Genomic DNA, 22,161 nt, shown 5'->3' with positions numbered 1-22,161 from the left:
CAACTGACTGATTTTACTTAATGTGCAATTTCACATTGCAAGTCTTAGTACCTGATATTCCTATCGGATCGAAAAATAATTTCTTGATGCAATTTTTTTGCTTGACGCAATGAGTCAGATATTATATTCTTGTTTCAAGCTCGGAAGGGCAACAAAAACATGCAGGACTCAGGGGGAAACGCATGACTACTTTAACTCAATTTCTTGAACCAGTTTTTAAAGCAGAAATCGACAAGGCCCAGTATGAGGTAATCGAAAATGAAGTGATAAAAGCTCGTGATTTAAAGGAGTTAACAGTGTCGGGTTCTCTCTTCTCACTCACTACATTTACCGGCGTTACCTTTGAGTCTTGTGTGTTCTTTGCTACGAGATTAGAGAATTGCATCTTTATTGACTGTAAATTTATTGATTGCAAGTTCGAATTCTCGCACATTGTTAATTGCAATTTCAATTCTGTAGAATTTGAAAATTGCAACTGGGATTTTAGCACTATAAAGAGCAACGATTTTAATCACTCGAAGATGTGTCAAAAGACAAACACGTTGCAACTTAAAGGACTAAACAAGTTAACAAATTGTTTACTCCCAAATTTAGAAATGGATTGGGAGGAAGCCCTTTACCAAGAAGAGAATAAAGTTTCTATGGAAGTTCAGGAAAAAACTCAGTGGGGAACTTCTCTTCTCAATTTTTTAAAGACCGCATAACAGTTGGTAACATATTAGGCCTCTTTATGTCTCATGGATAATATGCCAAAAGCAACTCAAGGCCAGAGACTCTCTTTTCAAACTTATTTAGAGAAACGGATCTCTTTAAATATTTAATCTTCAGCCTACCTAACCGGGGTCAGGAAACTGACCCCAGGCACTTTTCTCAAGGAGATTTTATGATTTTAAGGATAACGGTACTTTTCGTAATTTCACACTTTGTAGCTTTTGAATGCTGGGCGAAGGAATTAAATGGAAATGATAAACTTGATTACACCTATAATATTGCCTAACTTAAAAGCATTTGTTTTTTTCTTATGTTCAAAATTATCACGAACTCCAACCTCTAGATAAGATTTCTCTTTCTTTAAAAGTTTTATAAGAATTTCTGCCTGATACCCATACGAGTCTGATGTAATCTCAATCTCTTTAACATCATTTGTTTTCATTAAGACAGAATGATTAAAGTAATAAAGTCTCAGGTTGTGTTTGATATTAAGAATCTTCGTAAAGATCGAAGAAAATAAACGTCTATGAAATGGTCTTTCCATAAAATTTAATTGATAAGGAATAATCATGTCCTTATTCATATTAACATGACTAAAAATTGCCTTAAAGTTTTCAAGCGTAAAATCGCCCTGTCCTTGTACAACCATAATATAGGTAGAATCCACTAGAGGAAGACACTGCTTAAAAGCACCGCCAAGATTCTTAGACTTCTCATTTCGAATCAGAGTTAGAGAGAGATTATTTTGCCTTTGAAATTCTGCAATTTTCTGATTTGTTTGATCGCTACTTCCATCATCAACAGCAATCACTTTAAAATCATTCCACCAATTTGAAACCTCTGCGAGCAGTAAGAGGACTCTCTCGATATTATCCTCTTCATTTTTAGCTGGTACAATAATTGTGATACTGTCGTTTATTTTAATCATTAATTTTTTCTGTAAAAGCAACCTACAGACTCTTTATTTCTTAAAGATGACTGAAGAACAATTGAACCCACTTCAACTGAATTTCTTAAACCAATAAGACTATCGGTAAGCTTACACTTTTTATAGAATTTTCCTATTTCATCGTTTAACTCTCGAAACATTGCTTGAGCTCTTTTTAAACGATTTGATGTACGAGTAAGTCCTACATAGTTCCACATAGTTTGTTTTAATGTCATAAGATCCTGATGGACAAGAGCTTTATCAATATCCTCACTTCCATCTTCCCAGTCTCTAATTTTTCGAGATTCATATTCTGAAACATCAGCTATTTCTTCGAGGATTTTTTCGGCTGCAATATAGCCCCAAGTTAAGCCCTCTACTAAGCTTGTTGAAGCGAGGCGATTCGCTCCATGTAATCCAGAACAAGCGACCTCTCCAACAGCGAAGAGGTTTGTAAGATCAGTCTTTCCATCCATATCAATTTTCACACCACCACAAGTATAGTGAGCGGCTGGAACAACAGGAATAGGAGCCTTCGTCATATCAATCCCCTTCGTTAAGCAGTGCTCGTAAATTGTAGGGAATCTTGTTTTAATCCATTCTGGATCTTTATGTGAAATATCTAAGTAAACACACTCATGAAGTGTATCAATGATTTCTTCTGCAATTGCACGGGCTACAACATCACGAGGAGCAAGTTCTTCATCTGGGTGATATTTACTCATAAAGCGCACACCTTTTGAATTCACGAGAATTCCACCTTCACCACGTAGTGCTTCGGAAATTAAGAAGCGTCTATGTCCAGAACTATCATACAGAGTTGTTGGATGAAACTGGATAAATTCCATATCAATTATTGAAGCCCCAGCTCTTCTTGCCATGGCCTGACCATCTCCCCTCGCCCCTTCTGAGTTGGAATGGTGAAGATAGAGTCCACCTATTCCACCTGTTGCTAGAATAGTCATTTTTGAAAGGGCCTTACAAACTTCACTAGTCTCCTGATTGAAGAGATAGGCTCCGACAACTTTATTTTCCTCATAACGCTGCTTAATTGAGACCCCATGGTGTTGTGGAGTAAGTAAGTCGATTGCCGTATGAGCTTGAAGAAATTTTACATTAGGAAATCTCTTCTTATCCTTTAAATAATTAAGAAGACTCACCTGAATTTCTTTTCCAGTGAAATCTCCCTTGTAAAGAATGCGATCAATCGTATGAGCAGCTTCTCGAGTATAGAGTAACTCTCCGGCCTCATTTTTTTCAAATGATGTCTGAGCTTTATTAATCAAAAGTTCATCAATAATTCTCTTACCATGTTTTTTCAAAACATCAATCGCTTCACCGTTTGAGGTAAAGCTTGAAGCTTTTTCAATATCTGATTTTAAAGTTGAATCATCTGGGTTTGGATAAATAATTCCACCTTGGGCCCAAAATGTATTTGAGATTTGTGGATCTTTTTCTCTTGTTACAACACCAACAAGCATTCCAGACTCAGCTAACTTACAAGCTGAAGCCAATCCTGCAACACCACTACCAATAACAAGAACATCAAAATTATATGTCGTCATTTTTATCCAACTTAGTTTTTGTAATATTTTAAAGAGATATCAACATTTGGGGCACCATTAGTTAAAGCACCCACACTGATAGCATCAACACCTTCGATAATATAGCCACCAATTGTATCGAGTCTTATTCCGCCAGAAACTTCAATCGTAACTCCTGCCGGTTTTTTAGCAATTGCTTGGCGAACTTGATCAGGAGAGAAATTATCAAGCATCAAGTGTCTTACTCCAAGCTCAATCACTTCATCAAATTCCTTAAGGTCATGAACTTCAACTTCAATTGGAGTATAAAAGCCTTTCATCTGCTTGAAAAAGTCGACCGCCTCTTTAACACCACCAAAGAAACTCTTGTGATTGTCTTTCACCATCCACATATCAGCCTGTCCAAGACGATGATTGTTTCCACCACCTGTAACAACAGCATACTTCTCAAGAGAGCGATGCCCTGGAGTTGTTTTTCTCGTATCAAGGATTGAGATCGTAGATCCCTTCACCTTCTCAACATACTTATTAGTATAAGTAGCAATACTTGAAGCTTGCTGTAGTAGATTGAGTGCAATTCTTTCACCTGTTAAGGCAACAGCGAATGGTAGTTTAAATTTAATCTCGGCCTTATCACTTTTCTTAAATACTCTACCTTCAAACTCTTTGAAGCTATCGTAATTTAAAATACCAGGAGATAAATAATTAAATACTTCGACAAAGAATGGAAGGCCCGCAACCATCAAGTCATCTTTTAACTTCAAAGTGCAATCAACTTCATCCATTGGAAGAGAATTGACATAGATAAGATTTCTACCAAGATCATCTTCTTCAAAGTATGTTTTTATTAGTGGTCTTACGGCTTCACTGAAAAGCGTATTACTCATTTTGACACTCCGTGCATTTTATTCGATATAGGTTTTTCTACCACTTTCGCTTTAGAAATAAAATTAGATACTTAGTCTTTTTTTGCTGTTTTTAAGACCAATAATTGACATACATGGCCATGGCTAAATCCATTTTTCTCTTTAGTATTTTCCTACTCCTCTTAAGTCCCTTAAATTACAACAAAAAAAATCAGAAAACCTATTCTTTAAAACTAAGTCTTAAAAAAGAAAAGTTTAAGTCTTTTTCATCAAAGGACCGTGCCCATCTCTACCAATCATTTGTACTTGGAAATAAGTATGGTCTCTCCCCAGAAAAGAAAGACAAATTAAAGGTCATGGGTCTTTACCACCTCATGACACCTTCTGGTCTACATTATAGTTGTCTTCTCTTTCTCCTAATTTTCTTAAAGAGAAAATATAATAATAGATATCTCTCCTATCTTGAAATCTTGATTGGTGTCGCTATTCATACTTTTCTTCCTGGGTTTTATGCTTTTAAGCGCGTCGCGCTTCTACGCTCACTCAAAGTATCAAATGATATATTTTTGGATCGTAAATTTTCACGTCTCGAGATTCTTTTATGCTTTCTCTGTTTCGATATTCTCTTCGGTACGTTTCGGTTTTCCAACGTAAGCTTTCTCATGAGTATTTTATTTATCGGGATTTTCTATCTTCGTGGATCGAGTAAATTCTTTATCGTCTTCAATCTCTTCATTGGCCAAATAATAATGGCATATATTTTTGGGAATGAGGTTTCTATTTTGAACCTTATTCTTTCACCTTTCTACACCATGATTTTTTCTTTTCTTTATCCATTACTCTGTTTCAATATCTTCTTTCTTGATATTATAAATTACAGTGAATATATTCTCTTATTTCTCGAGAAGCTCCTAGAGGCATCCTACTTCTTGAGTAAAGTCACTCCATACTTCCAAGTGACATTACCATTTGTAATTTCTGCAATTCTTATTAACAGAAAGAACTTTCTTTTTTTCTTCGCTTTAAGTTTTTTAACATTTACCAATTGATTGGAGCTTTTCCATTATTCACCAAGAAAGTATTCGCTTGGCTAAATGGCTTACTGCCAAAGAAGCCACGATATGATGATAAAGGTGAAGGATGTACGCTTTTAATGACAAGGTGCTTACTCTCATCCACAAATGAAGCCTTCTTCTGAGCAGGCGAGCCCCACAATATAAATACAACATGATCACATCTCTCGTTTACAACTTCGATAACACGCTTCGTAAAATTTTCCCATCCTTTCTTTTGGTGGGAACCAGCACTTGCCTTATCTACAGTCAGCGTATTGTTAAGTAATAAAACGCCTTGTCTTGCCCATCTCTCTAAATTCCCACTTTTAGAAATCTCAACTCCCAGATCAGTATTTAATTCTTTATAGATATTTATAAGGGAGGGTGGAATCTTAACACTATTAGGTACTGAAAAAGATAGACCATGGGCCTGTCCTTCGCCATGGTAGGGATCTTGTCCAAGAATGACTACTTTAACATCTTGCACATTTGTTAGCTCTAAGGCTTTAAAAACATCAGATTCTCTTGGATATACTTCACCTTGTTTTCGTTTTGTCGCCACAAATGCTTCAAGCTGAGTAAAGTATTCTTTCTCTGTTTCTTCTTTTAAATATTGGAACCATTGTGTCTTTTTTAATAATTTTTTCATTCTACAATTCAATGACATTAAATTTATTTTGTATGCTATATTTTTAGCATGAAAATTATCCTATTACTATTAGCATACTCGCAACTCACTATCGCTCAATCTGACTGGAATTACCTCACGACTGAAGATGGGATTGCTATTTACACGAAAGAAGCAAAAGACTCGATAATGCCCTTTAAGGCGAGCGGATTAATTGAAGCAAATATCTACGATGTCCTCAAAGTTTTAAAAGATTTTTCTAACAAGAACAAATGGTCTCCAAAACTTAAATCTGTTAAAACACATCAGAAAATTAATGATGATCACTATATCTTTTCAGAGTACTATCAAACTCCATGGCCTGCAACAGATAGAGAATTTCTACTTGAGGGACAACTAAAGAAACTGTCTGCAAATGAATATCTCATTCTTGCTCATTCAATAGACAATGACTTTAAAGATAATGGACACATACAAGCAGATGTTGACTATCTAAATTTAAAGATAAAAAAGATCAGTGAGAATCAGACTAATATTGAATTCGAATTTCATGGGGATATGAAGGGTTGGATGCCAGTATGGTTGATGAATCTCATCCAAAAGAAGTGGCCCTTGAGATTCATTCAAGGGCTTAGAAAGTATTTGCACTCTATCTAAGATTATTTATCATCTACACTTAGAATATTGAAGATTTCTTTTCTTAACCATATTCTCAAAGGATCATAATGAGTTCTTTCATGCCAGAACTGTTTAATACTTACTCTTTTTACCGAAAATGGAAGGTCAGATTTAACTAAATTTGAGTTTGTATGAATGCTTTTGTCGGCAAGCGGCTCAAGACAAGAAAGAATATAATTTGACTTAGAGATTATTTCTTGAGGGACAAGAAAGCTAGTTGTTCCAGCAACTACTTTACGTACTTTATTAGCTTTTCTTAATTCAACATCAACAATTCCATCGAAATCACCAGAGAAAGTTGTCAATATATGTGAGCTTCTAAGATAATTTTCTAGAGATAAATCACCCTTAACATTTTTATTACATTTATCGTATAAAGCGACAAACTTATCTGTTCTCAAATTCTGCTGATAGAAATTACCATTCTCTTTTACAAAATAACCCGCAATAGCAATATCACATTCACCATTCACTAATTCCTTTTCAGGAAGGCCAATCGACGTATTGAATGTTCTAAGTTTGATGTTAGGAGCAACTTCATCAACTTTAGCTAAGAGCTTTGGCAAGAGTAGAAAATCAACATACTCAGTAGTAAATAGTGTGATAATGTCTGTTTTGGCTTTAAGGTCAATATCATTAGACTTAAAGTAAAAGTCATCAATAATTCGGATAACACTATCAATCCTTGAAGCAAGATCAAGTGCTTTCGGAGTTGGGGTTACACCACTTTGAGATTTAACAAAAAGAGGATCATCAAATTCATCACGAAGCCTGTTTAATTTTCCACTCAGCGCTGGTTGACTAATCCCCATTTTTTTAGCCGCTCTTGTAAGATTTTTCTCTTCATTCAAAATCTTTATGAGAACTAATAAATTTAAATCTTTTGATAAAATATTCATGGCCCATTCTTCACAACAAAATGTGGCAATCTGGCTTGCCCACACTTTTTATAATAGAGCTACTAGAATGCCACATAATTTTAATTGAGCAATGCAAATTTTGACATGAATATTTTTTCTCTCCATAATTATCTCCTTCAAAAGTACTTCCAACGATATTACTATCTCGTCGAATTCCAGGCACTTCATCTAAATCCACAATCAATTCTTCCGACTCCAATTTGCTTTCAATCTTTATTTTACACTCGTACTGAAAGTCTCCAAAACCTTGAGATTGAACTTGAGAATCAGCATCAAATGCAGTTTTTTTATATTTTATGCAAGTTGTTCCATTATCTATTTTAGTTAGCCCAGTTCTAAAAGGTCCCAAATAAAAATTCTCTTCATTCGTATTCAGTGCTATATAAACATCCTCAGCACTCTCATCAAGAGTAACATTTTTTTCTGTAGTAATTACTTCATATGCGTCAGAAAACGAGCACTCAGCCTTTACTATGGTTATGTTTAATACACTCATCAATAATATTAATACTATTTTATTCATCTCACTCTCCATTTTTCTAAATTAGTTTTTCATTACTGGGATTGTAATATCAAGTTTTCTCTCATTCTTCTTATCCAAAACACTCATCTTATTCAAGTTAGGTAAATTTCCATTAAATGGTTCGTTATAAGATCGTACAATCATCTGATTATTAACTTTAATAGTAATCTCAACAAGAACAGAGGCTTCAGCCAGCTTGTGTGTTATTAATGGCAGCGATCATGATCGCCACCAAAGCCAATATTTTTTTCATATGCTTTCCCAGTTTAATAAACACCTAAGCTCTCGCAGTTTTGAACTTTTTTCTCAAAACTTAACACTCTCGATCCACGTGTTGAATATTTATACAATCGAATAAATAATTCTCCAGAGAATGCTTCTTTCTCAACAATCTCTCCATGAGAAATCTTATTTCCGTTTCCAATGAATCGAAAATTACCATAACCATCTAAAGCACTTAAATCCAAATCTCTCTGTCCATCTAAGGCTCTAGAAATATCATCTAGATTCATCACACCTACATATCTACAAACGTACTTTTGTGGGAATTGCCCCTCTAAAGAGCATTCTTTATAGATTGCAATTTTATCATTTTCGCAACCAATTATTTTCTCCATCCCAAAAGTACTAAAACTAACCGACAACATAAATCCAAGCACAAATAACTTCATATTCTTCTCCAATAATGGTTCGATATACCCTTTCATCTCCCCATTCAAGTTTTACAATCAATCCTTAATCTAAAACATTTATAATGGAGAACAGTTTCGCTAGCTAATTGTTATTTATTATCACATCTATAAGGCAATAATATAACCTTGCGATTTTGATTAGTTATCATAGATTTTAGTTTGAAAAGTTAGTGTAATTTTTACAATTACGGAAGAATATAAACGATGTCCTAGACATCGTTCTTAAGAATTGCTTCAGAGTCTAAAGTATCTTACTTCGCAGAAAGCTTCTTAACCATCTCACTCATATGCGAGGCACGATCTGCAAGATTTTCTGAAATATTTTTTATTTCTTGAGATTTTTGTTGATTAATTTGTGTTAGATCATTGAGATCTGTCATTGCATCTCTAATATTGGATACACCATTTTTCTGTTCGTTTAGCGCCACCGTTGCCTCAGTTACTGCATTTTTCATTTCATCAGCAGAAGTTAATATCTCAGCAAAAATTTTATTCAATCTCTCCGTAAACTCATTACCTCTAGTGATATTCGAAGTAGAACTTTCAATAATCACCATCGTATCTTTAATTGTACTCCCAATTACTTTATTAACGATCTCGACACTCTCACTCACTATGGCCTCGACCTCAAGTGCGGCATCTCCACTTATCTTTGCAAGATTACCGATTTCCTCTGCAACAACAGAGAATCCTTTGCCATGCTCGCCAGCACGTGCAGCTTCAACAGATGCATTAAAAGACAAGAGCTTGGTTTGAAAAACGATATCGTTAATAATTTTTGTCTTCTCAGATATATTTTTTATGACTTCAATAATCTGTCCCATTTCTTCAGAGTTCTTTTTTAAACGACTATCAAGATTATTGTTGCCGTGTTTAATTTCATCCATCGAAGTAGTGACCATCGACAAAATCTGACTTCCGTCTTGCGCTAGATTTCTATTCTTTGATGATTTATCTTCAGTCATCTTCATTTGATCAAATGTTGTATCCACCATTGCTGTAATCTCATCAAGTGTTGACACTGTTTCTTGAATACCAGACGCTTGTCTCATTGAACCTTCTGATAGATCTTGGGCAGAGCGCTCGAGTTCATTACTAGTATTAGAATTTTCATTACTCACTTTACTAAGTTCAATAAATGTCTCTCCTTGAGTTTTAACCATATGTGCAATCTTCTGACAAATAACATAGGAAAAACCAGCATTGAGAATCGCAAATGCAGCGTGGAGAAGAACGATATAAAAACTTGCATCATAATTAAATAAACTCTTAGGAAGAATAAAGAAGAATCCTATATGATGAATAGCAATAGTTAATAGTGATGCTAAAACGGCTTTCCAACTTCCAAAGATTGACACTAGTGTTAAAAAACAAAAAATATGGAAGTGCATTTCGATCATCCCCCGACCAAGATGAATTAAAATTGCACTGAATGCCATAAAGCAGATACCATTAATAACTTTTGTAATCTCACTATCTCTTTTGAAGAGATAACTAAAAAACGAACCAGCAATAATAAATAACGAAAAGCCAACAGCGATTGTAAGCTCTGTTTTGAAAAATAGTGCAGTCGCAATAAACACAGGAATATGCGCAACAAGTACCCAAAGCGACATCTTTGCTAGTTTTGAATTATATTCACTTTCAAAGCTATTCATCTAACTTCTCCATATTTTAAACTTAAAGGATCAATCCATTTCTTATACTTTTCAGAAACTGCACAACCATAAGCAGGCATTGAGGCAATTTCTCTTTTTATTTTTTTCACTTCTTCTAACTTTACGAGATCTTGAAATTCTGTGAAAGGATTAATTAACTTATTTGAGTAACCTCCTTCATAAAGAACGCCGCCACTTGGATTAGCAATTACAAGTAAGGGAATACCACTAGGGCTATCTTCTTTTTCTAAATCTTCATAGGTTTGCAACTCAACTCGATACCCACTAGCTTCAAGTTTTGACTTAAAGTTCTTTCGATCTTCATAGATCACAACCTTTTCAAAGGTATTTGGCGTGGGCCTTCTTCTTACAAGATACTCAACTACATATTCAGAACACTGACACTCTCCACCTAGAAAGTGCACTAATTGATAATATGCTTGCTTATCAAATTTATTTGCTCTGTTAGTGATCTTCTTCTCAGCAAAATTAAGATTATGCCACGAGCTCATAAACGACATAACAACTATAATTACAAGTAACCACGTAGCCATTATCAAATGATAATATTTTTTTAGATATTTCATCATGTTAACCTATCGGCATTATAGATTCACCTATTAATGATTTTTAAATTTAACATTTGATAAAACTGACCATTTTACTCGTTAGAATAAATGACACAATTTTAGATAAAATTTATACAAGATATTTGAAAGCGCTAATTTGATTTCTTGAAGTCAAATTTTTTGAAAATTTTTTTATTTCTAACTTCTTCAGCTGATATTTTTTTAAGATTATATAGATTGATTGTTCTTATGACATCTCCAATTTCCTTGTAATGTCCCCCAACTGAAATCAACTTGTTCGAAGAGGAGAACTTCTTTAAAAATGAAGAAGTCCAATCTATTCCACCAATGATAAGCTTATCTGAAATTTTTAGCTTCTCCGCCGCTTCCAACACTCCAAGCGCCATTAAGTCGCTCGCAGTCCAAACCATATCAATATCTCTATAACGGCTCTGAGCTATCAGAAAAATATCGTTTGCCACTTCCTTGTCCCATAGGCCTGGTGCCACTTGAAGTAGTTTGATATTTTCATTCTTTCTTACATAATCCAATACTGCTTGCTCTCTAAGATCTGCAACGCTAGAATTCTTTTTACCATTGATAACGAGTAATTTGAGTTCTCTTTTATTAGACATTCTGACCATTTGTTCAATAAGTAACCTTGCAGCATGATAATCATCTGGATAAAAAGAGAAAATATACTTACTGGCGTTCGGTAAATTATAAATTCTATCTCTTAACTCATCTTCTATTTTTGTATTGAAAACAACGAGCTTTATCTCTTTATCAATCGCTTCCTTTGCAATAGAGAGAAAGGAATCACCCTGACAGATCACGTAAAGAGAATCTCCCTTCTTAGAGCTTCTCAATACTTCTAGAACCTTGCGATGATAATTAAAGCGATTATTTTTTGAATCAAAAGCTTCATAGTCCAAGCCTAATTCTTGATTTACTTTAACAAACTCTGATTTAACGAGATCCCAAAATTCATGACCTGACAGATATGGGTAGACAAGAATATTCTTGGCGAAGGCTAGACTGCTACCAAAAACAAGAACCAAATATAACTTTATAAGCAATAATCTAAACATAATTCATTATTGCATTATCAACAAAATACGTCTAGACAAAAGCGTCTAGAGAACTAGACGCTCACATAATTAGTAATTAATTAATTTTTGAAGAGCTTCGTAAACATCACTTACTTGTGGAAGAAGATAGTCTTCCGATGTTGGACAGTAAGCAACATGGCAATCTTTAGCGGCCACTCTTAAAATTGGAGCATCAAGATCTTCAAAACACTCTTCATTAACTCGAGCTGCAATTTCTCCAGCAAATCCAGAAGTCTTAGTTTCTTCATGACAAATTAAAAGTCTATTTGTTTTTGCCAATGAATCTTTAATCGCATTCATATCAAATGGAGCAAGCGTACGAAGGTCAATTACTTCGATTGTCTTACCAGTTTCTTCTTCGATCTTTTTTGCAGCATCAATTGATTTTTGAACAAGTGCTCCCCATGCAACAACAGTCACATCAGCACCAGCTCTTGCTATACGAGCTTTTCCAAATGGAATCATATACTCTTCACCTGGATCAGCTGTTCTATTATAACCTTGGTAGTAAAGGTGCTTATGCTCAAGGAACATAACTGGATCATCAGCATTGATTGCTGTTCTTAAAAGACCAGCTGCATCTGCTGCGTTTGATGGATAAGCAACTCTAATTCCTGGAATGTGAGTGAATAGAGATTCACCACATTGAGAGTGGTACATTGCTCCACCTCTTAGGTAACCACCAATTGGAACTCTGACAACCATTGGACACTTGAAGTCTCCACCTGAACGGTAACGAGTTGTTGCCATCTCGTTTTTAAGTTGCATATAAGCAGTCCAGATATAATCAAAGAATTGAATTTCAACAACTGGCTTCAGCCCTCTAATCGACATACCAATTGCACGTCCAATAATATTTGCCTCAGCTAGTGGTGAGTTGAATACTTGTCCTTCTTTCGATGCTCTTTGAACACCTGAAGAAACTTTAAATACACCACCCTTACCTTTTAGGTTTGGATCATTTAGTTTATGTAATTCAGTAAAGTCTGCAACGTCTTCTCCAAACATCATTAGGAATGGATTTTTTGCAAACTCAGATCTTAGAACACCATTGATTGTTGACGCCATAGGAACGTCATCTTTTCCTTCGAAAGTTCCAGGAACGTCAAATTGACTTGAAGTGATATCTACATCTTCAGAGTAAAGGTGATCCATTGCTGACTCCGGCTTTGGCCATGGAGTCTCAATCGCCTTATTCATTGCTTCTCTAACTTCTGCAGAAACTTCATCAAGAAGAGCTTTTACTTCTGCTTCTTTCATGACTTTCATCGCAATTAGAGTCTTTGGGTATGAATTGAAAACGTCGATTTCTTTTTCCTCTGCAAGATCTTCAAGAGTTCTATACATCCCCTGATCATCTGAAAGAGAGTGAGAATATGGTCTTGTCACGTGAGAGTGAACAAGTGCTGGTCCTTTACCTGCTCTGATATATTTTGCAGCTTCAAAGAAAGCTTCATAACTTTCAATTGGACAATTTCCATCACACTCAAAAATCTTAAGGCCAGGAAATTCATCCATTGCTTTAGAGATAGAACCACCAGGAGTTTGAACATATGTTGGAGTAGAAATTGCGTAACCGTTATCTTCAACATGGAAAAGAACTGGAAACTTATTTACACATGCAGTTGTCATCGCTTCCCAGAACTCTCCTTGTGAAGTAGTTCCATCACCACATGATGTATATACGATTTCTTGATCGTTTACTAAGAAGTTAGAAATATCTGTACCGTGCTCTTTTTCTAGTTTCTTTAAAAATAAACCAGCTTCAGCAACACCACATGCTTGTAGGAACTGTGTTCCCGTACATGAAGACTTCGTTATAATATTAAGTTTTACATTTCCCCAGTGTGCTGGCATTTGACGACCATGAGATGCAGTATCTCCAGTGTTACCATTTGCCTGACATAACATCTCGTATGGTGTTACACCAAGACCAGTACAAAGAGCTCTGTCACGATAGTATGGAATAAACCAGTCATGCTTTGGCTTTAAAACCTTTGCAGCAGCTGAAAGAACACCTTCGTGTCCAGCACCAGAAATCTGGAAGAATGCTTTTGATTGCTTCTTCATCGAAATTTCTGCATCATCAAGTTTTCTAGAAACAAAAACGTTTCTAAGAAGTGACTTTAAATCATCATTTGAAAGCTTATACTTCTTAGCGATCTTAACTTTCTTTTCAATATCTTTTGCCGATAATTTTAACTTTGCCACAGGCTTATCCTTTGTCTTATCTAACATGGTCTCTTCCTTATTAATTTAGTGAGTCAGTCTACCAACTATTAAGTTATCCGTGGAGATGCGATGCAACGTAACAATTTATAACACGTTGTTATTACAAGATGATATCAATGACTATTTTTGATTAGAAACCTGTAGAGAAACCTATAGCGAAACGGCGGTCTTCTTTTCCACGAAATTCGTTCGAAGTCGTATCAACAGCATATGTTGTGAGGTCAAACTCGAGACTTCTCGACTTCACCCCAAGGCCTGCAGAACCAAATCCATCACCATAACCAAAGCGAATAAAGAAAACTCTCGCAAAATCAAACTCCATCCCAGCAAGAATTTTTCTTGTTGATGAAACATCTTTATAAAGATTAGTGACATCTTTCATATTCACTTCCATATGGATACGAATAGCATTACCTACTTGTGGTGTTATTGAAAAACCGGCATCAATTGAGTTTTTAATTTTATCAGGCAAACCTGCTCCACGCTTGAATCCAAATTGTTGTTCACCTGTATTATGGGAAACAACTGAGAACGTTGGAAGAAAAGCTACCGGGAGCGTCAGCTTTGCCCCAGTTGTAATTATAAAAGCTTTTCCGTATTGATAGTCCCCATCTTCAAGAGTCAGAGTAGCCGCAGCATCAGCCTCACCGACAATTTCTTTTCGACTTAAATAAGTAGCAGATGCACCTAGTTTAAATATTCCTCCACCTAATGAAAGATTTAGGGCAACATAAGGACCATGATCTCTTCGCTGAGCATATTCAAACTTTGCTCCAGCTTCTTTACCTGTGTACGCACGCTGTTGAAATGAAAAAAGATACCCCATTGAAAAATATCGTGTAGTAAAATTTGGAAGAAAGTGAAAACGAGAATGAGATATTTCACCCTTATTCTTGTTAAGAAGTTCTCTCGTCCCATCTAGGGAGAATGCTTTAGGAAATTTAGTGGCCACATCTGTTGCCTTCCCACCAGCTGCGGAACTTAGCCAGCCTTTATTTGTTTCGAATTGAAAATTCGAGAGGTGTAAATGTCTATAACGAACAGTGCCTAGCCCTGCTGGATTATAGTAAACAGACGAGGCATCATCGACTTTTGAAATGAAAGCATTTCCCATGGCCAATGCACGTGACGAGGTTGCAAGTTCAGGAAAAACAGCATCTTCAAAATCGATAGCGAAGGCATTGAGAACGGCTAGGAATGTGATTATCAGTTTAAACTTCACCCTTCTATTATATTGTCCCAGTGCAACAATTGATAGATTTGGCAGATTATTCCTAAATATTTAGAGCTTATTGTTGATGGTTTTAATCAGCTTTTCGATTCGCTTTGAGCCCTTATGACAAGCGAAGTAATCCTTTAGTACTTGATGTTTATAGTTTGTATCAAATTTATATTTTTTAAAAAATTCTTCTTTTCCCCCGAAAGAGAGATAAATATCAGGGACACTTTCAAGAATATAATCAACTCTATCATGATCAAGCATAAAGAATAACTGATCTTCAGTCTCGACATAGTAAACTTTGAAATCTGATGGAAAGAAAAAACTATTGCGAAAGGAAGAGTTTAAAGCGATTCGTTTTTTCTTATAGATATTAGTTCTCGTCACTAGCTCGCTACTCTTCTTTGTAATGGCGAAAAGTTCAAGATCTACAAGGGGTCTTGAAAAGATCAAGGTCTTTGGACTCGATTCTTCTTGTTTTGAGTATGGAAAAAAGCAAGACTCTCGATCCTGATTAAATTTTCTAATTGCCCTTGAAGGAGGGAGAAAAACAACTTCAAAGTCCTCACCACTAACCTTTTTAATCATTGTGATAAGTTTATAGTAATAGGACTGTGCATTTTGAGTATTAATATTTGGGATTTCAATTGTATAGAGTTTGAGCTTCTGTCCGAATGTCGGAACAGATAATAAGAATAACAAGAAAACAAAACTATACTTCATCATTTAATTATATACGACTTTCAAAAATTGACGAAAAAAAACCCGCCGAAGCGGGTCTTTTATATGAAAAATTATCTAGTTTTTCTTCCAGGGAAACGGTGAGATAGATTCCCTAAATACTTTCCGCTTATATTTCTAATAGCTTCGATTCTTGATTCAGCAAGAATGTCTGTTGCTTTATAAACTGGAATATTTTGTTCATCAGAGATTGCGAAGATCTTAAGAGTTGTATCAAAGATTGAATCAACCATTCTTACAGCTTTATCTGCAGACCATCCTTCAAATTCAATTGAAACGTTCATTAAACCACCAGCATTAATTAGGTAATCTGGAGCATAAAGAATTCCACGATCCATTAGGATTTGTCCGTGTCTCGCTTCTGCAAGTTGGTTATTTGCAGCACCAGCTACGATTTTACACTGAAGTCTATCAATTGTGTTGTCATTGATTGTTGCACCAAGAGCACATGGAGAATAGATATCTGCTTTTACGTCGTAGATTTCATCAACACCAACGATTTCTGCATTTGGTACTTTTTCTTTGAAAAGTTCAAGGTTCTTTTCACTGATATCACAAACGTAAACTTTTGCACCTTCATTATATAGGTACTCACCTAGGAAACGACCTACAGATCCAGCACCTTGAAGAGCAACAACTTTACCTTTTGGAGATTTATCACCAAATACTTTTAAACAAGAAGCTTCAATACCTCTGTAAACACCTCTTGCTGTCCATGGAGACGGGTTCCCCGATCCACCGTGAACTTCAGCAACACCAGCAACGTTATTTGTTTCAGTGAAGATATGCTCAATATCTTCTACTCTTGTGTTTACGTCTTCAGCTGTAATGTAACGACCATTTAAAGACTCAAGGAATTTACCATAAGATCTAAATAGAGCTTCTGATTTATCTTTTTCTGGATCACCGATAATAACGGCCTTACCACCACCAAGGTTTAAACCTGAAACAGCAGCTTTATATGTCATCCCTTTTGATAGTCTTAGTACGTCATCTAGGGCTTCTTCTTCACTCTTATAATTCCACATTCTAGTTCCACCAAGAGCTGGTCCAAGAACAGTATTGTGAATCGCAACAATTACTTTTAAATTACAGCTTGGGTCACTAAAAAAAATTACTTCTTCATGTCCGTCTTTATAAAGTCTCTCGAAGCTAAGCATGCTTCCTCCTTCAATAATCTCACTCACTTAAGTTATTCAAATATGAGTCGATAAGGTTGTAATAACGATGAAATTTACTAGCTAAAGGATAAAAGTAATATGCCCACCGTGTCAGTAGTAGAAATAGATGAGCAAGGTAATGAAATCTCGAATAGTGAAAAGAAATTCACAGTCGAAACTGGTGACATTATCTATGACGCAATAGATAATCAGGGATGTCAATTACCCCACGGGTGCTTGGCCGGATCTTGTGGCTCTTGCCGAATCTTGATCATCGAAGGAAGTGATAACGTCGCAGGAAAGAGTGTTATCGAAGGAAACACTATCTCCAATATCGTTAAAGATTATCAGGACCAAAATCCAAATCATTTTACCGTTGGCAAAGAAGTAAGACTTTCTTGTCGCGCGAGACTAAATGGTAATGGTGATGTTAAGATCGCGGCACTGAAGAAGTAACTCTATTCTTCAAAGAAGTTAGTGCCACCACACTATGTCTTAAAAGAATTGCCAAGTTGATAAACCAAAAACGATAGCCAATAACGAATTTATTTAATTGCTCGGGAAGCTTCGCTGCAAGCGAATGTTTTCTCGGAGTGAATCTAAAAGCAACTAAAGCATCAAAATAAAAAACGGCCTTCACACTTTCCATATATTCGGAGAAGGTTTCTCCGGGGTAACCAACAATGATATTTGTCTTGCGCACAATTTGCGAGTTAACCTTTCTAAGTTCTGCCATCATCTTCAAAATATTGTGTGGATGATAAAATCTTCTCATACTAAAGACGATCTTCTTACTACCTGACTGTATTGGGAAATTGATATTTTTCACTCGAGTATCAGAAAGAAGCACTATCAGACGATCGTAATACTTCTCAAGAAACATAGGCTCCATATAGTTTAGAACTAGAGAAAAATCTTCTTCGATACTTAGAATGTCTTCAAGAAGATTGGCAATATTATCCCCGACATCCTGACCATAACATCCGATATCATCTCCAAGAAGCCAAAATTTCTTCTTGCCCAGTTGTAGGCCCGAGCGAATTTCTTCGACAATCTTTGTACGTGGGCGACTCTTAACCGAGCCCTTTGCCATCTTGATCGAGCAAAAAGAACATTCACCAAGGCAACCAGTGCTCACAGTTACCGTTTGATATTCATTATTAACGATTGCCGACTCGACGATATTTGAGAGAGGTTGAAATCTTCCACCGAAAGCCCTCTCGATACCAAAATAGATATTTCTCACCGAGTTTAAAAAGCGATGCTTAAAACTTAAAGATGAGAAGTCATTTGGATCAAAGCCAATTTGTTCATCGAATTCAGGAATAAGGTCGTAATCGATATCTGAGAGACTGAAGAGTTTTTTTATATCCCCAGGGCGAAAAGTTTCACCATCATATATATCTTTTAGAGAGTCTTTATTAATACTTGGAAGGCATCCGCCAACGACGATTTTTTTTTCAGGATAAAGATCGCGAACTTTCTTTATCTCACCTACCGCTCGGTCTTCCATCTGTTGAGAATAGCCACAAGTATTATAGATAACAACATCGGCCTCTTCAACATTACTTACGAGCTGAGCTCCGGCCTGACCAATTGAATTTTTGTACTGCGAATTTTCAACGAGATTCGTTGCGCAACCTTCAGTTGTTGATATAACACAGTATTTCTTACTCATGCGGCTTCCTCTGAGTGTTCTTCAAGTTTTGGCTTTTGCATTGGCTTTACAATACTTAATAAGTACATCCACGAATCTTTTCTAAAAATATTCATCGCATAGAAGCGACCAAGCTCTAGTAGATAATCATAGAGATTAAATTTTATCTCAATTTTCTTTTCTTGTATCCAGTTTTCTAGTTTCGCTTCATCAAGGATATCATTCTCGTCGTAAAGTCCGTGCTCAATCATCCGCAAGTACTTTATATATGAGCGCATAATTCCTTTGGTTGCATAGAACTGAATAAAGAATTTGCTCTTCTTATAAAAATCCATATGGGCCTTAACGACTGATTCTTGTAAAACAGAAGGCCTAATCTTTTTGGGAAAATGAATAACAAAAGTTCCAGAAAAGAATCTCCAATCATGATGAATATAACGATGATCTGGAATACATTGCTCCGACTTGGTCACAATCTCCTTTCGTGGAAAATCATAAAGAATCTGAAGTCCCATATAGAATGCATTATTTTTGATAGAAAACTTTAAAATTTTATCAATACTCTCTTGAGTGTCATAGTCTGAACCAACAACAAAGAGGGCGTGATATTTAATCCCATTATCATTCAATATTTTTAAGGCATTCTCAATTGAGTTATTTGAGAACTCTTTCTTATATTCTGTCTGCGTGTCAGATTCAATTGACTCAATTCCAAGGGCTAAGCATACACGCCCAGCTCTTTTAAATGCTTCTACTATATCTTGATCAAATGCGACCGTTATTCTTGTGAAAATAAAGAGGTCAATGTCACCGTAGTATTTCTCTTCAATAAGTTTAAGAACTTCCAACGTATGATTCTTACTTATACAAAAATCATTATCAACAAACATCACATATTTCGATCCAAGTTGATTAATCCCATTTTCAATTTCCATAAGAACCATCTCTGGGGTCTTACGACGATACTGCTTTCCAAGTTCAATTTTCACAAAGCAGAACTTACAGTCAAAGGGACAGCCACGACTAGACTGAGATACCACAACATTGAATCTCGGCATTCCAATAGTAAAGATGTCTTTAATATAAGTTCCTATACTTCTCTTTTTATAATTCTTAATTAGATCCGCGGTTAAGACCTGATTAACATCACTAATAAAAGGTCTTGCAACATTATGCTTTTTCTCTCCCTCAAAATTTAAGCTCAGCCCTAATACATCCTTTACGCTATTTCCTTGCTCAAGCTTTGAGAGAAGATCAACGAGAGTCTCTTCTCCCTCATTACGAATGACGTAATCAACATGATCAAGACAATCATCTGCAGCGAGTGAAGCATGGGAGCCACCATAAATTTGAATAGCTTTTGGATTTATTTGTGAAACCTTCTGAGTATATTCATATGCCTTAAAAGCACTAAAGGATAGGATTGAGTAACAAACATAATCTGCCTTCTGAACGAAGTTCCAGTCGACCTCACTACCCGACTGTTCACAGTATGTCTGAACTTCATAACCTTCGTTAATAAGTCTTGCCGCGACAGCGAGAATTCCATAGCGAGGCATATAAACACGATAGCTTGTTGATTGCAGTGGCAAACTATCATCGAGTGGATAAATAAGTGCGATCTTTCTCTTACTCATTTGCCACCTTTAATTTCAATACTTGAAGTTTTGTTTCCTTGATTTCATGATTTCCTTGAAGATCAATTTCACTCTCTGGGATATTTAAACTCTTAAGCAATGAAGTTGTCCAAGCAAAGAGCCAAAACTTAAAATAAGACATACAGTTAAAGTAACGAATCGAGAAATATAGTGTATAGGCCGATGCAAAAATAAAATTAGCGGCCCTTTCGAGATTAATAAATACCATCATCATTCGTTTAATGTAATTTAGAAGAACTGCAGGTTCACGAATTACAATTTTGAATACTTCAGATAGTGAAGCATAGTCTCCTGTTTTGCTATCAATTCTTTGTTCACTCAGCTGTGATTTTAAAAAGTTTATATAGCGACGACGTTGAAAAGTTCCTCTATTATAGCCATTTAAATATTCTTTCAGTTGCTTTTTAATTACGTCAGTTGGTCTATTGAAGATAATATTGCTGGAGTAGCGCTTATAACCAAGTGATGATTTTTGATGCACTCTTAGACGTCCATCATCTTTCAGACGTTTGTACAGAGGTGTCCCTGGCAATGCAAGAAGTGGTGTTATGTCCCCCGAGATTAACCCTGATTTCTCCAGTCCTTCAAGCTGAATGCTTGCAATATCTTCAGGGTCATTATCAAAGCCCATAATAAGACCGGCATATAGAATAAATCCATAACTTTGAATAAGCTTATTTGCCTCAATGAGATCTAACTTTGTATTTTGGACTTTCGAGGTCTCAAGAAGAGAGTTTTGATGGAAACTTTCGATACCAATAAAGAGCGTATCAATTCCAGCAAGCCTCATTTTCTTCAATAAGTTTGGATGGTAGCATATATTTATTGTCGACCAAGTATAAAAACTTATTTTGACATCTTCAATAGCACGCCATTTGATAATCTCATCACATAACCTTTCGGCCCACTTCACATCACCATTAAAATTATCACAGGCCATAAAAACAAAGTTCAGACCGCTACGTTGAAATACTTTTAGCTCATCCATAATGACATCAATAGATTTACAATGTGAGCGATTATTATCAGGCATTACCCGAATATCACAAAATTCACATAGAAATGGACAACCGCGTGAAACCTCTACACAGCCACCTGAGTAATATGGAATAAGATGCGAAAAAAGCTTTTCATCAAATGCGATTGCATCAGAAAGATTAAACTTAGTCTCCGCATTAATAATTCTTGAGATATTTATCTTCGCAAAATCTTTTTTAAAGTATTCAACAAACTCAACTTCTCCATCTCCAATGAAGATATGATCAGCAAAATTTAATTCTGAAAGTTTTCCCTCTTGCTCAAATGACCAGGTAATCGGACCCCCAAGAAGAATCTTGGCCCTAGGATTTAATTTTCTAAGTTTATCGGCGACCTCGGCTAATACGTGCAAATCTTGATTCATCCCAGACAGGCAGTAATATGATGAAGGTTTAATTTCCTTGAATTCTTGAATGCGAAGGTCAACTAACTCGCTTTTTAACTGTTGCGAAAACTCTTTCATCAGATAAGAATTAAGCGTCACCGCCCACATTGGCGGATACATAAGTCCCTGTAATTGATACAGCTCGAACTCTTTATTTTCAATTCTTATAAACGTAATAATTTCCATT

General features: G+C 35.8%; 22 protein-coding genes. 4 read left to right on the top strand and 18 right to left on the bottom strand.

Translation table 11 applies throughout. The annotated features are described in order from the left end of the window. Positions 1-182 precede the first annotated feature (182 nt). Positions 183-704, top strand: a complete 522-nt coding sequence (locus M900_RS04850) for a pentapeptide repeat-containing protein (RefSeq protein WP_021273652.1) — start codon at positions 183-185, stop codon at positions 702-704. 248 nt (positions 705-952) lie between these two features. Here M900_RS04850 and M900_RS04845 read toward each other — a convergent pair whose 3' ends face one another. From M900_RS04845 to nadC, 3 genes are read right to left on the bottom strand one after another with little or no spacing between them, the layout of a single operon-like run. Continuing rightward, positions 953-1,639, bottom strand: a complete 687-nt coding sequence (locus M900_RS04845; protein WP_157680546.1) for a glycosyltransferase — start codon at positions 1,637-1,639, stop codon at positions 953-955. Continuing rightward, the gene (nadB, locus tag M900_RS04840) at positions 1,639-3,204 is read right to left on the bottom strand and encodes an L-aspartate oxidase (RefSeq protein ID WP_021273684.1); all 1,566 of its coding nucleotides are present in this window, start codon (positions 3,202-3,204) and stop codon (positions 1,639-1,641) included. Before nadB ends, M900_RS04845 begins: the two co-directional genes overlap by 1 nt. 11 nt (positions 3,205-3,215) lie before the next feature. Continuing rightward, positions 3,216-4,070, bottom strand: a complete 855-nt coding sequence (gene nadC, locus M900_RS04835) for a carboxylating nicotinate-nucleotide diphosphorylase (RefSeq protein WP_021273704.1) — start codon at positions 4,068-4,070, stop codon at positions 3,216-3,218. Positions 4,071-4,189: 119 nt separating this feature from the next. On the opposite strand from nadC, the gene M900_RS04830 reads away from it, so the two are divergent. After that, the gene (locus M900_RS04830; RefSeq protein WP_157680545.1) at positions 4,190-5,098 is read left to right on the top strand and encodes a ComEC/Rec2 family competence protein; all 909 of its coding nucleotides are present in this window, start codon (positions 4,190-4,192) and stop codon (positions 5,096-5,098) included. Here M900_RS04830 and ung read toward each other — a convergent pair. After that, on the bottom strand, positions 5,088-5,753 hold the full coding sequence (ung, locus tag M900_RS04825) for a uracil-DNA glycosylase (RefSeq protein WP_021273590.1): 666 nt from the start codon (positions 5,751-5,753) through the stop codon (positions 5,088-5,090). The two genes, M900_RS04830 and ung, sit on opposite strands and share 11 nt — an antisense overlap. 48 nt (positions 5,754-5,801) lie before the next feature. Here ung and M900_RS04820 point away from each other — a divergent pair, with 48 nt between their 5' ends. After that, positions 5,802-6,389 (top strand): START domain-containing protein, encoded by a 588-nt coding sequence (locus tag M900_RS04820; RefSeq protein ID WP_021273670.1) that lies wholly within the window; start codon positions 5,802-5,804, stop codon positions 6,387-6,389. Positions 6,390-6,391: 2 nt separating this feature from the next. On the opposite strand, the gene M900_RS04815 is transcribed toward M900_RS04820, so the two are convergent. The 11 genes from M900_RS04815 to M900_RS04770 all read right to left on the bottom strand — a co-directional run bounded on the left by M900_RS04815 (position 6,392) and on the right by M900_RS04770 (position 17,236). Beyond that, on the bottom strand, positions 6,392-7,309 hold the full coding sequence (locus tag M900_RS04815; RefSeq protein ID WP_021273624.1) for a LysR family transcriptional regulator: 918 nt from the start codon (positions 7,307-7,309) through the stop codon (positions 6,392-6,394). A 10-nt stretch (positions 7,310-7,319) separates the two neighbouring features. Then, positions 7,320-7,853 carry a hypothetical protein gene (locus tag M900_RS04810; protein ID WP_021273715.1) on the bottom strand — a complete coding sequence of 178 codons (534 nt, stop codon included), beginning with the start codon at positions 7,851-7,853 and terminating at the stop codon, positions 7,320-7,322. 21 nt (positions 7,854-7,874) lie between these two features. After that, entirely contained in the window at positions 7,875-7,997 is a 123-nt protein-coding gene (locus M900_RS17955) for a hypothetical protein (protein WP_255344719.1), read from the bottom strand. Between the two features lie 122 nt (positions 7,998-8,119). Beyond that, positions 8,120-8,524, bottom strand: coding sequence for a hypothetical protein (locus M900_RS04805; RefSeq protein WP_034731358.1), 405 nt, complete (start codon positions 8,522-8,524; stop codon positions 8,120-8,122). A gap of 272 nt (positions 8,525-8,796) precedes the next feature. Further along, on the bottom strand, positions 8,797-10,203 hold the full coding sequence (locus M900_RS04800) for a methyl-accepting chemotaxis protein (protein ID WP_021273705.1): 1,407 nt from the start codon (positions 10,201-10,203) through the stop codon (positions 8,797-8,799). Next, entirely contained in the window at positions 10,200-10,757 is a 558-nt protein-coding gene (locus M900_RS04795; RefSeq protein WP_198295943.1) for a hypothetical protein, read from the bottom strand. Before M900_RS04795 ends, M900_RS04800 begins: the two co-directional genes overlap by 4 nt. Positions 10,758-10,924: 167 nt before the next feature. Then, positions 10,925-11,863 (bottom strand): substrate-binding domain-containing protein, encoded by a 939-nt coding sequence (locus M900_RS04790; RefSeq protein ID WP_084703466.1) that lies wholly within the window; start codon positions 11,861-11,863, stop codon positions 10,925-10,927. Between the two features lie 69 nt (positions 11,864-11,932). Continuing rightward, complete coding sequence (locus M900_RS04785) at positions 11,933-14,122, bottom strand: thiamine pyrophosphate-dependent enzyme (RefSeq protein WP_021273716.1); 2,190 nt, start codon at positions 14,120-14,122, stop codon at positions 11,933-11,935. Between the two features lie 124 nt (positions 14,123-14,246). Continuing rightward, a complete protein-coding gene (locus M900_RS04780; protein ID WP_021273603.1) occupies positions 14,247-15,338 on the bottom strand; it encodes a hypothetical protein in 1,092 nt (363 codons plus the stop codon). Between the two features lie 60 nt (positions 15,339-15,398). Next, the gene (locus tag M900_RS04775; protein ID WP_157680544.1) at positions 15,399-16,058 is read right to left on the bottom strand and encodes a hypothetical protein; all 660 of its coding nucleotides are present in this window, start codon (positions 16,056-16,058) and stop codon (positions 15,399-15,401) included. Positions 16,059-16,129: 71 nt separating this feature from the next. After that, positions 16,130-17,236, bottom strand: coding sequence for a Glu/Leu/Phe/Val dehydrogenase (locus tag M900_RS04770; RefSeq protein WP_021273630.1), 1,107 nt, complete (start codon positions 17,234-17,236; stop codon positions 16,130-16,132). A gap of 108 nt (positions 17,237-17,344) precedes the next feature. On the opposite strand from M900_RS04770, the gene M900_RS04765 reads away from it, so the two are divergent. Continuing rightward, positions 17,345-17,692: a 2Fe-2S iron-sulfur cluster-binding protein gene (locus tag M900_RS04765; RefSeq protein WP_034731351.1), complete on the top strand. Its 348-nt coding sequence runs from the start codon at positions 17,345-17,347 to the stop codon at positions 17,690-17,692. Here M900_RS04765 and M900_RS04760 read toward each other — a convergent pair. The 3 genes from M900_RS04760 to M900_RS04750 are packed head-to-tail and all read right to left on the bottom strand — an operon-like array spanning position 17,667 to position 22,160. Continuing rightward, positions 17,667-18,914, bottom strand: coding sequence for a radical SAM protein (locus M900_RS04760; RefSeq protein ID WP_021273703.1), 1,248 nt, complete (start codon positions 18,912-18,914; stop codon positions 17,667-17,669). The two genes, M900_RS04765 and M900_RS04760, sit on opposite strands and share 26 nt — an antisense overlap. Then, positions 18,911-20,530, bottom strand: a complete 1,620-nt coding sequence (locus tag M900_RS04755; protein WP_021273682.1) for a radical SAM protein — start codon at positions 20,528-20,530, stop codon at positions 18,911-18,913. The genes M900_RS04760 and M900_RS04755 overlap by 4 nt, the downstream gene beginning before the upstream one ends. Further along, positions 20,523-22,160, bottom strand: coding sequence for a radical SAM protein (locus tag M900_RS04750; RefSeq protein WP_021273730.1), 1,638 nt, complete (start codon positions 22,158-22,160; stop codon positions 20,523-20,525). Before M900_RS04750 ends, M900_RS04755 begins: the two co-directional genes overlap by 8 nt. Position 22,161 lies beyond the last annotated feature (1 nt).

This window comes from Bacteriovorax sp. Seq25_V (assembly GCF_000447795.1).
Lineage (GTDB): Bacteria > Bdellovibrionota > Bacteriovoracia > Bacteriovoracales > Bacteriovoracaceae > Halobacteriovorax_A.
This window is presented reverse-complemented; position numbering and strand designations above follow the sequence as displayed.

Coding starts and splice junctions, on each gene's coding strand:
- M900_RS04850 (WP_021273652.1), top strand. CDS start 183: ATGACTACTTTAACTCAATTTCTTGAACCAGTTTTTAAAGCAGAAATC.
- M900_RS04845 (WP_157680546.1), bottom strand. CDS start 1,639: ATGATTAAAATAAACGACAGTATCACAATTATTGTACCAGCTAAAAAT.
- nadB (WP_021273684.1), bottom strand. CDS start 3,204: ATGACGACATATAATTTTGATGTTCTTGTTATTGGTAGTGGTGTTGCA.
- nadC (WP_021273704.1), bottom strand. CDS start 4,070: ATGAGTAATACGCTTTTCAGTGAAGCCGTAAGACCACTAATAAAAACA.
- M900_RS04830 (WP_157680545.1), top strand. CDS start 4,190: ATGGCTAAATCCATTTTTCTCTTTAGTATTTTCCTACTCCTCTTAAGT.
- ung (WP_021273590.1), bottom strand. CDS start 5,753: ATGAAAAAATTATTAAAAAAGACACAATGGTTCCAATATTTAAAAGAA.
- M900_RS04820 (WP_021273670.1), top strand. CDS start 5,802: ATGAAAATTATCCTATTACTATTAGCATACTCGCAACTCACTATCGCT.
- M900_RS04815 (WP_021273624.1), bottom strand. CDS start 7,309: ATGAATATTTTATCAAAAGATTTAAATTTATTAGTTCTCATAAAGATT.
- M900_RS04810 (WP_021273715.1), bottom strand. CDS start 7,853: ATGAATAAAATAGTATTAATATTATTGATGAGTGTATTAAACATAACC.
- M900_RS17955 (WP_255344719.1), bottom strand. CDS start 7,997: ATGATTGTACGATCTTATAACGAACCATTTAATGGAAATTTACCTAAC.
- M900_RS04805 (WP_034731358.1), bottom strand. CDS start 8,524: ATGAAGTTATTTGTGCTTGGATTTATGTTGTCGGTTAGTTTTAGTACT.
- M900_RS04800 (WP_021273705.1), bottom strand. CDS start 10,203: ATGAATAGCTTTGAAAGTGAATATAATTCAAAACTAGCAAAGATGTCG.
- M900_RS04795 (WP_198295943.1), bottom strand. CDS start 10,757: ATGGCTACGTGGTTACTTGTAATTATAGTTGTTATGTCGTTTATGAGC.
- M900_RS04790 (WP_084703466.1), bottom strand. CDS start 11,863: ATGTTTAGATTATTGCTTATAAAGTTATATTTGGTTCTTGTTTTTGGT.
- M900_RS04785 (WP_021273716.1), bottom strand. CDS start 14,122: ATGTTAGATAAGACAAAGGATAAGCCTGTGGCAAAGTTAAAATTATCG.
- M900_RS04775 (WP_157680544.1), bottom strand. CDS start 16,058: ATGAAGTATAGTTTTGTTTTCTTGTTATTCTTATTATCTGTTCCGACA.
- M900_RS04770 (WP_021273630.1), bottom strand. CDS start 17,236: ATGCTTAGCTTCGAGAGACTTTATAAAGACGGACATGAAGAAGTAATT.
- M900_RS04760 (WP_021273703.1), bottom strand. CDS start 18,914: ATGAGTAAGAAATACTGTGTTATATCAACAACTGAAGGTTGCGCAACG.
- M900_RS04755 (WP_021273682.1), bottom strand. CDS start 20,530: ATGAGTAAGAGAAAGATCGCACTTATTTATCCACTCGATGATAGTTTG.
- M900_RS04750 (WP_021273730.1), bottom strand. CDS start 22,160: ATGGAAATTATTACGTTTATAAGAATTGAAAATAAAGAGTTCGAGCTG.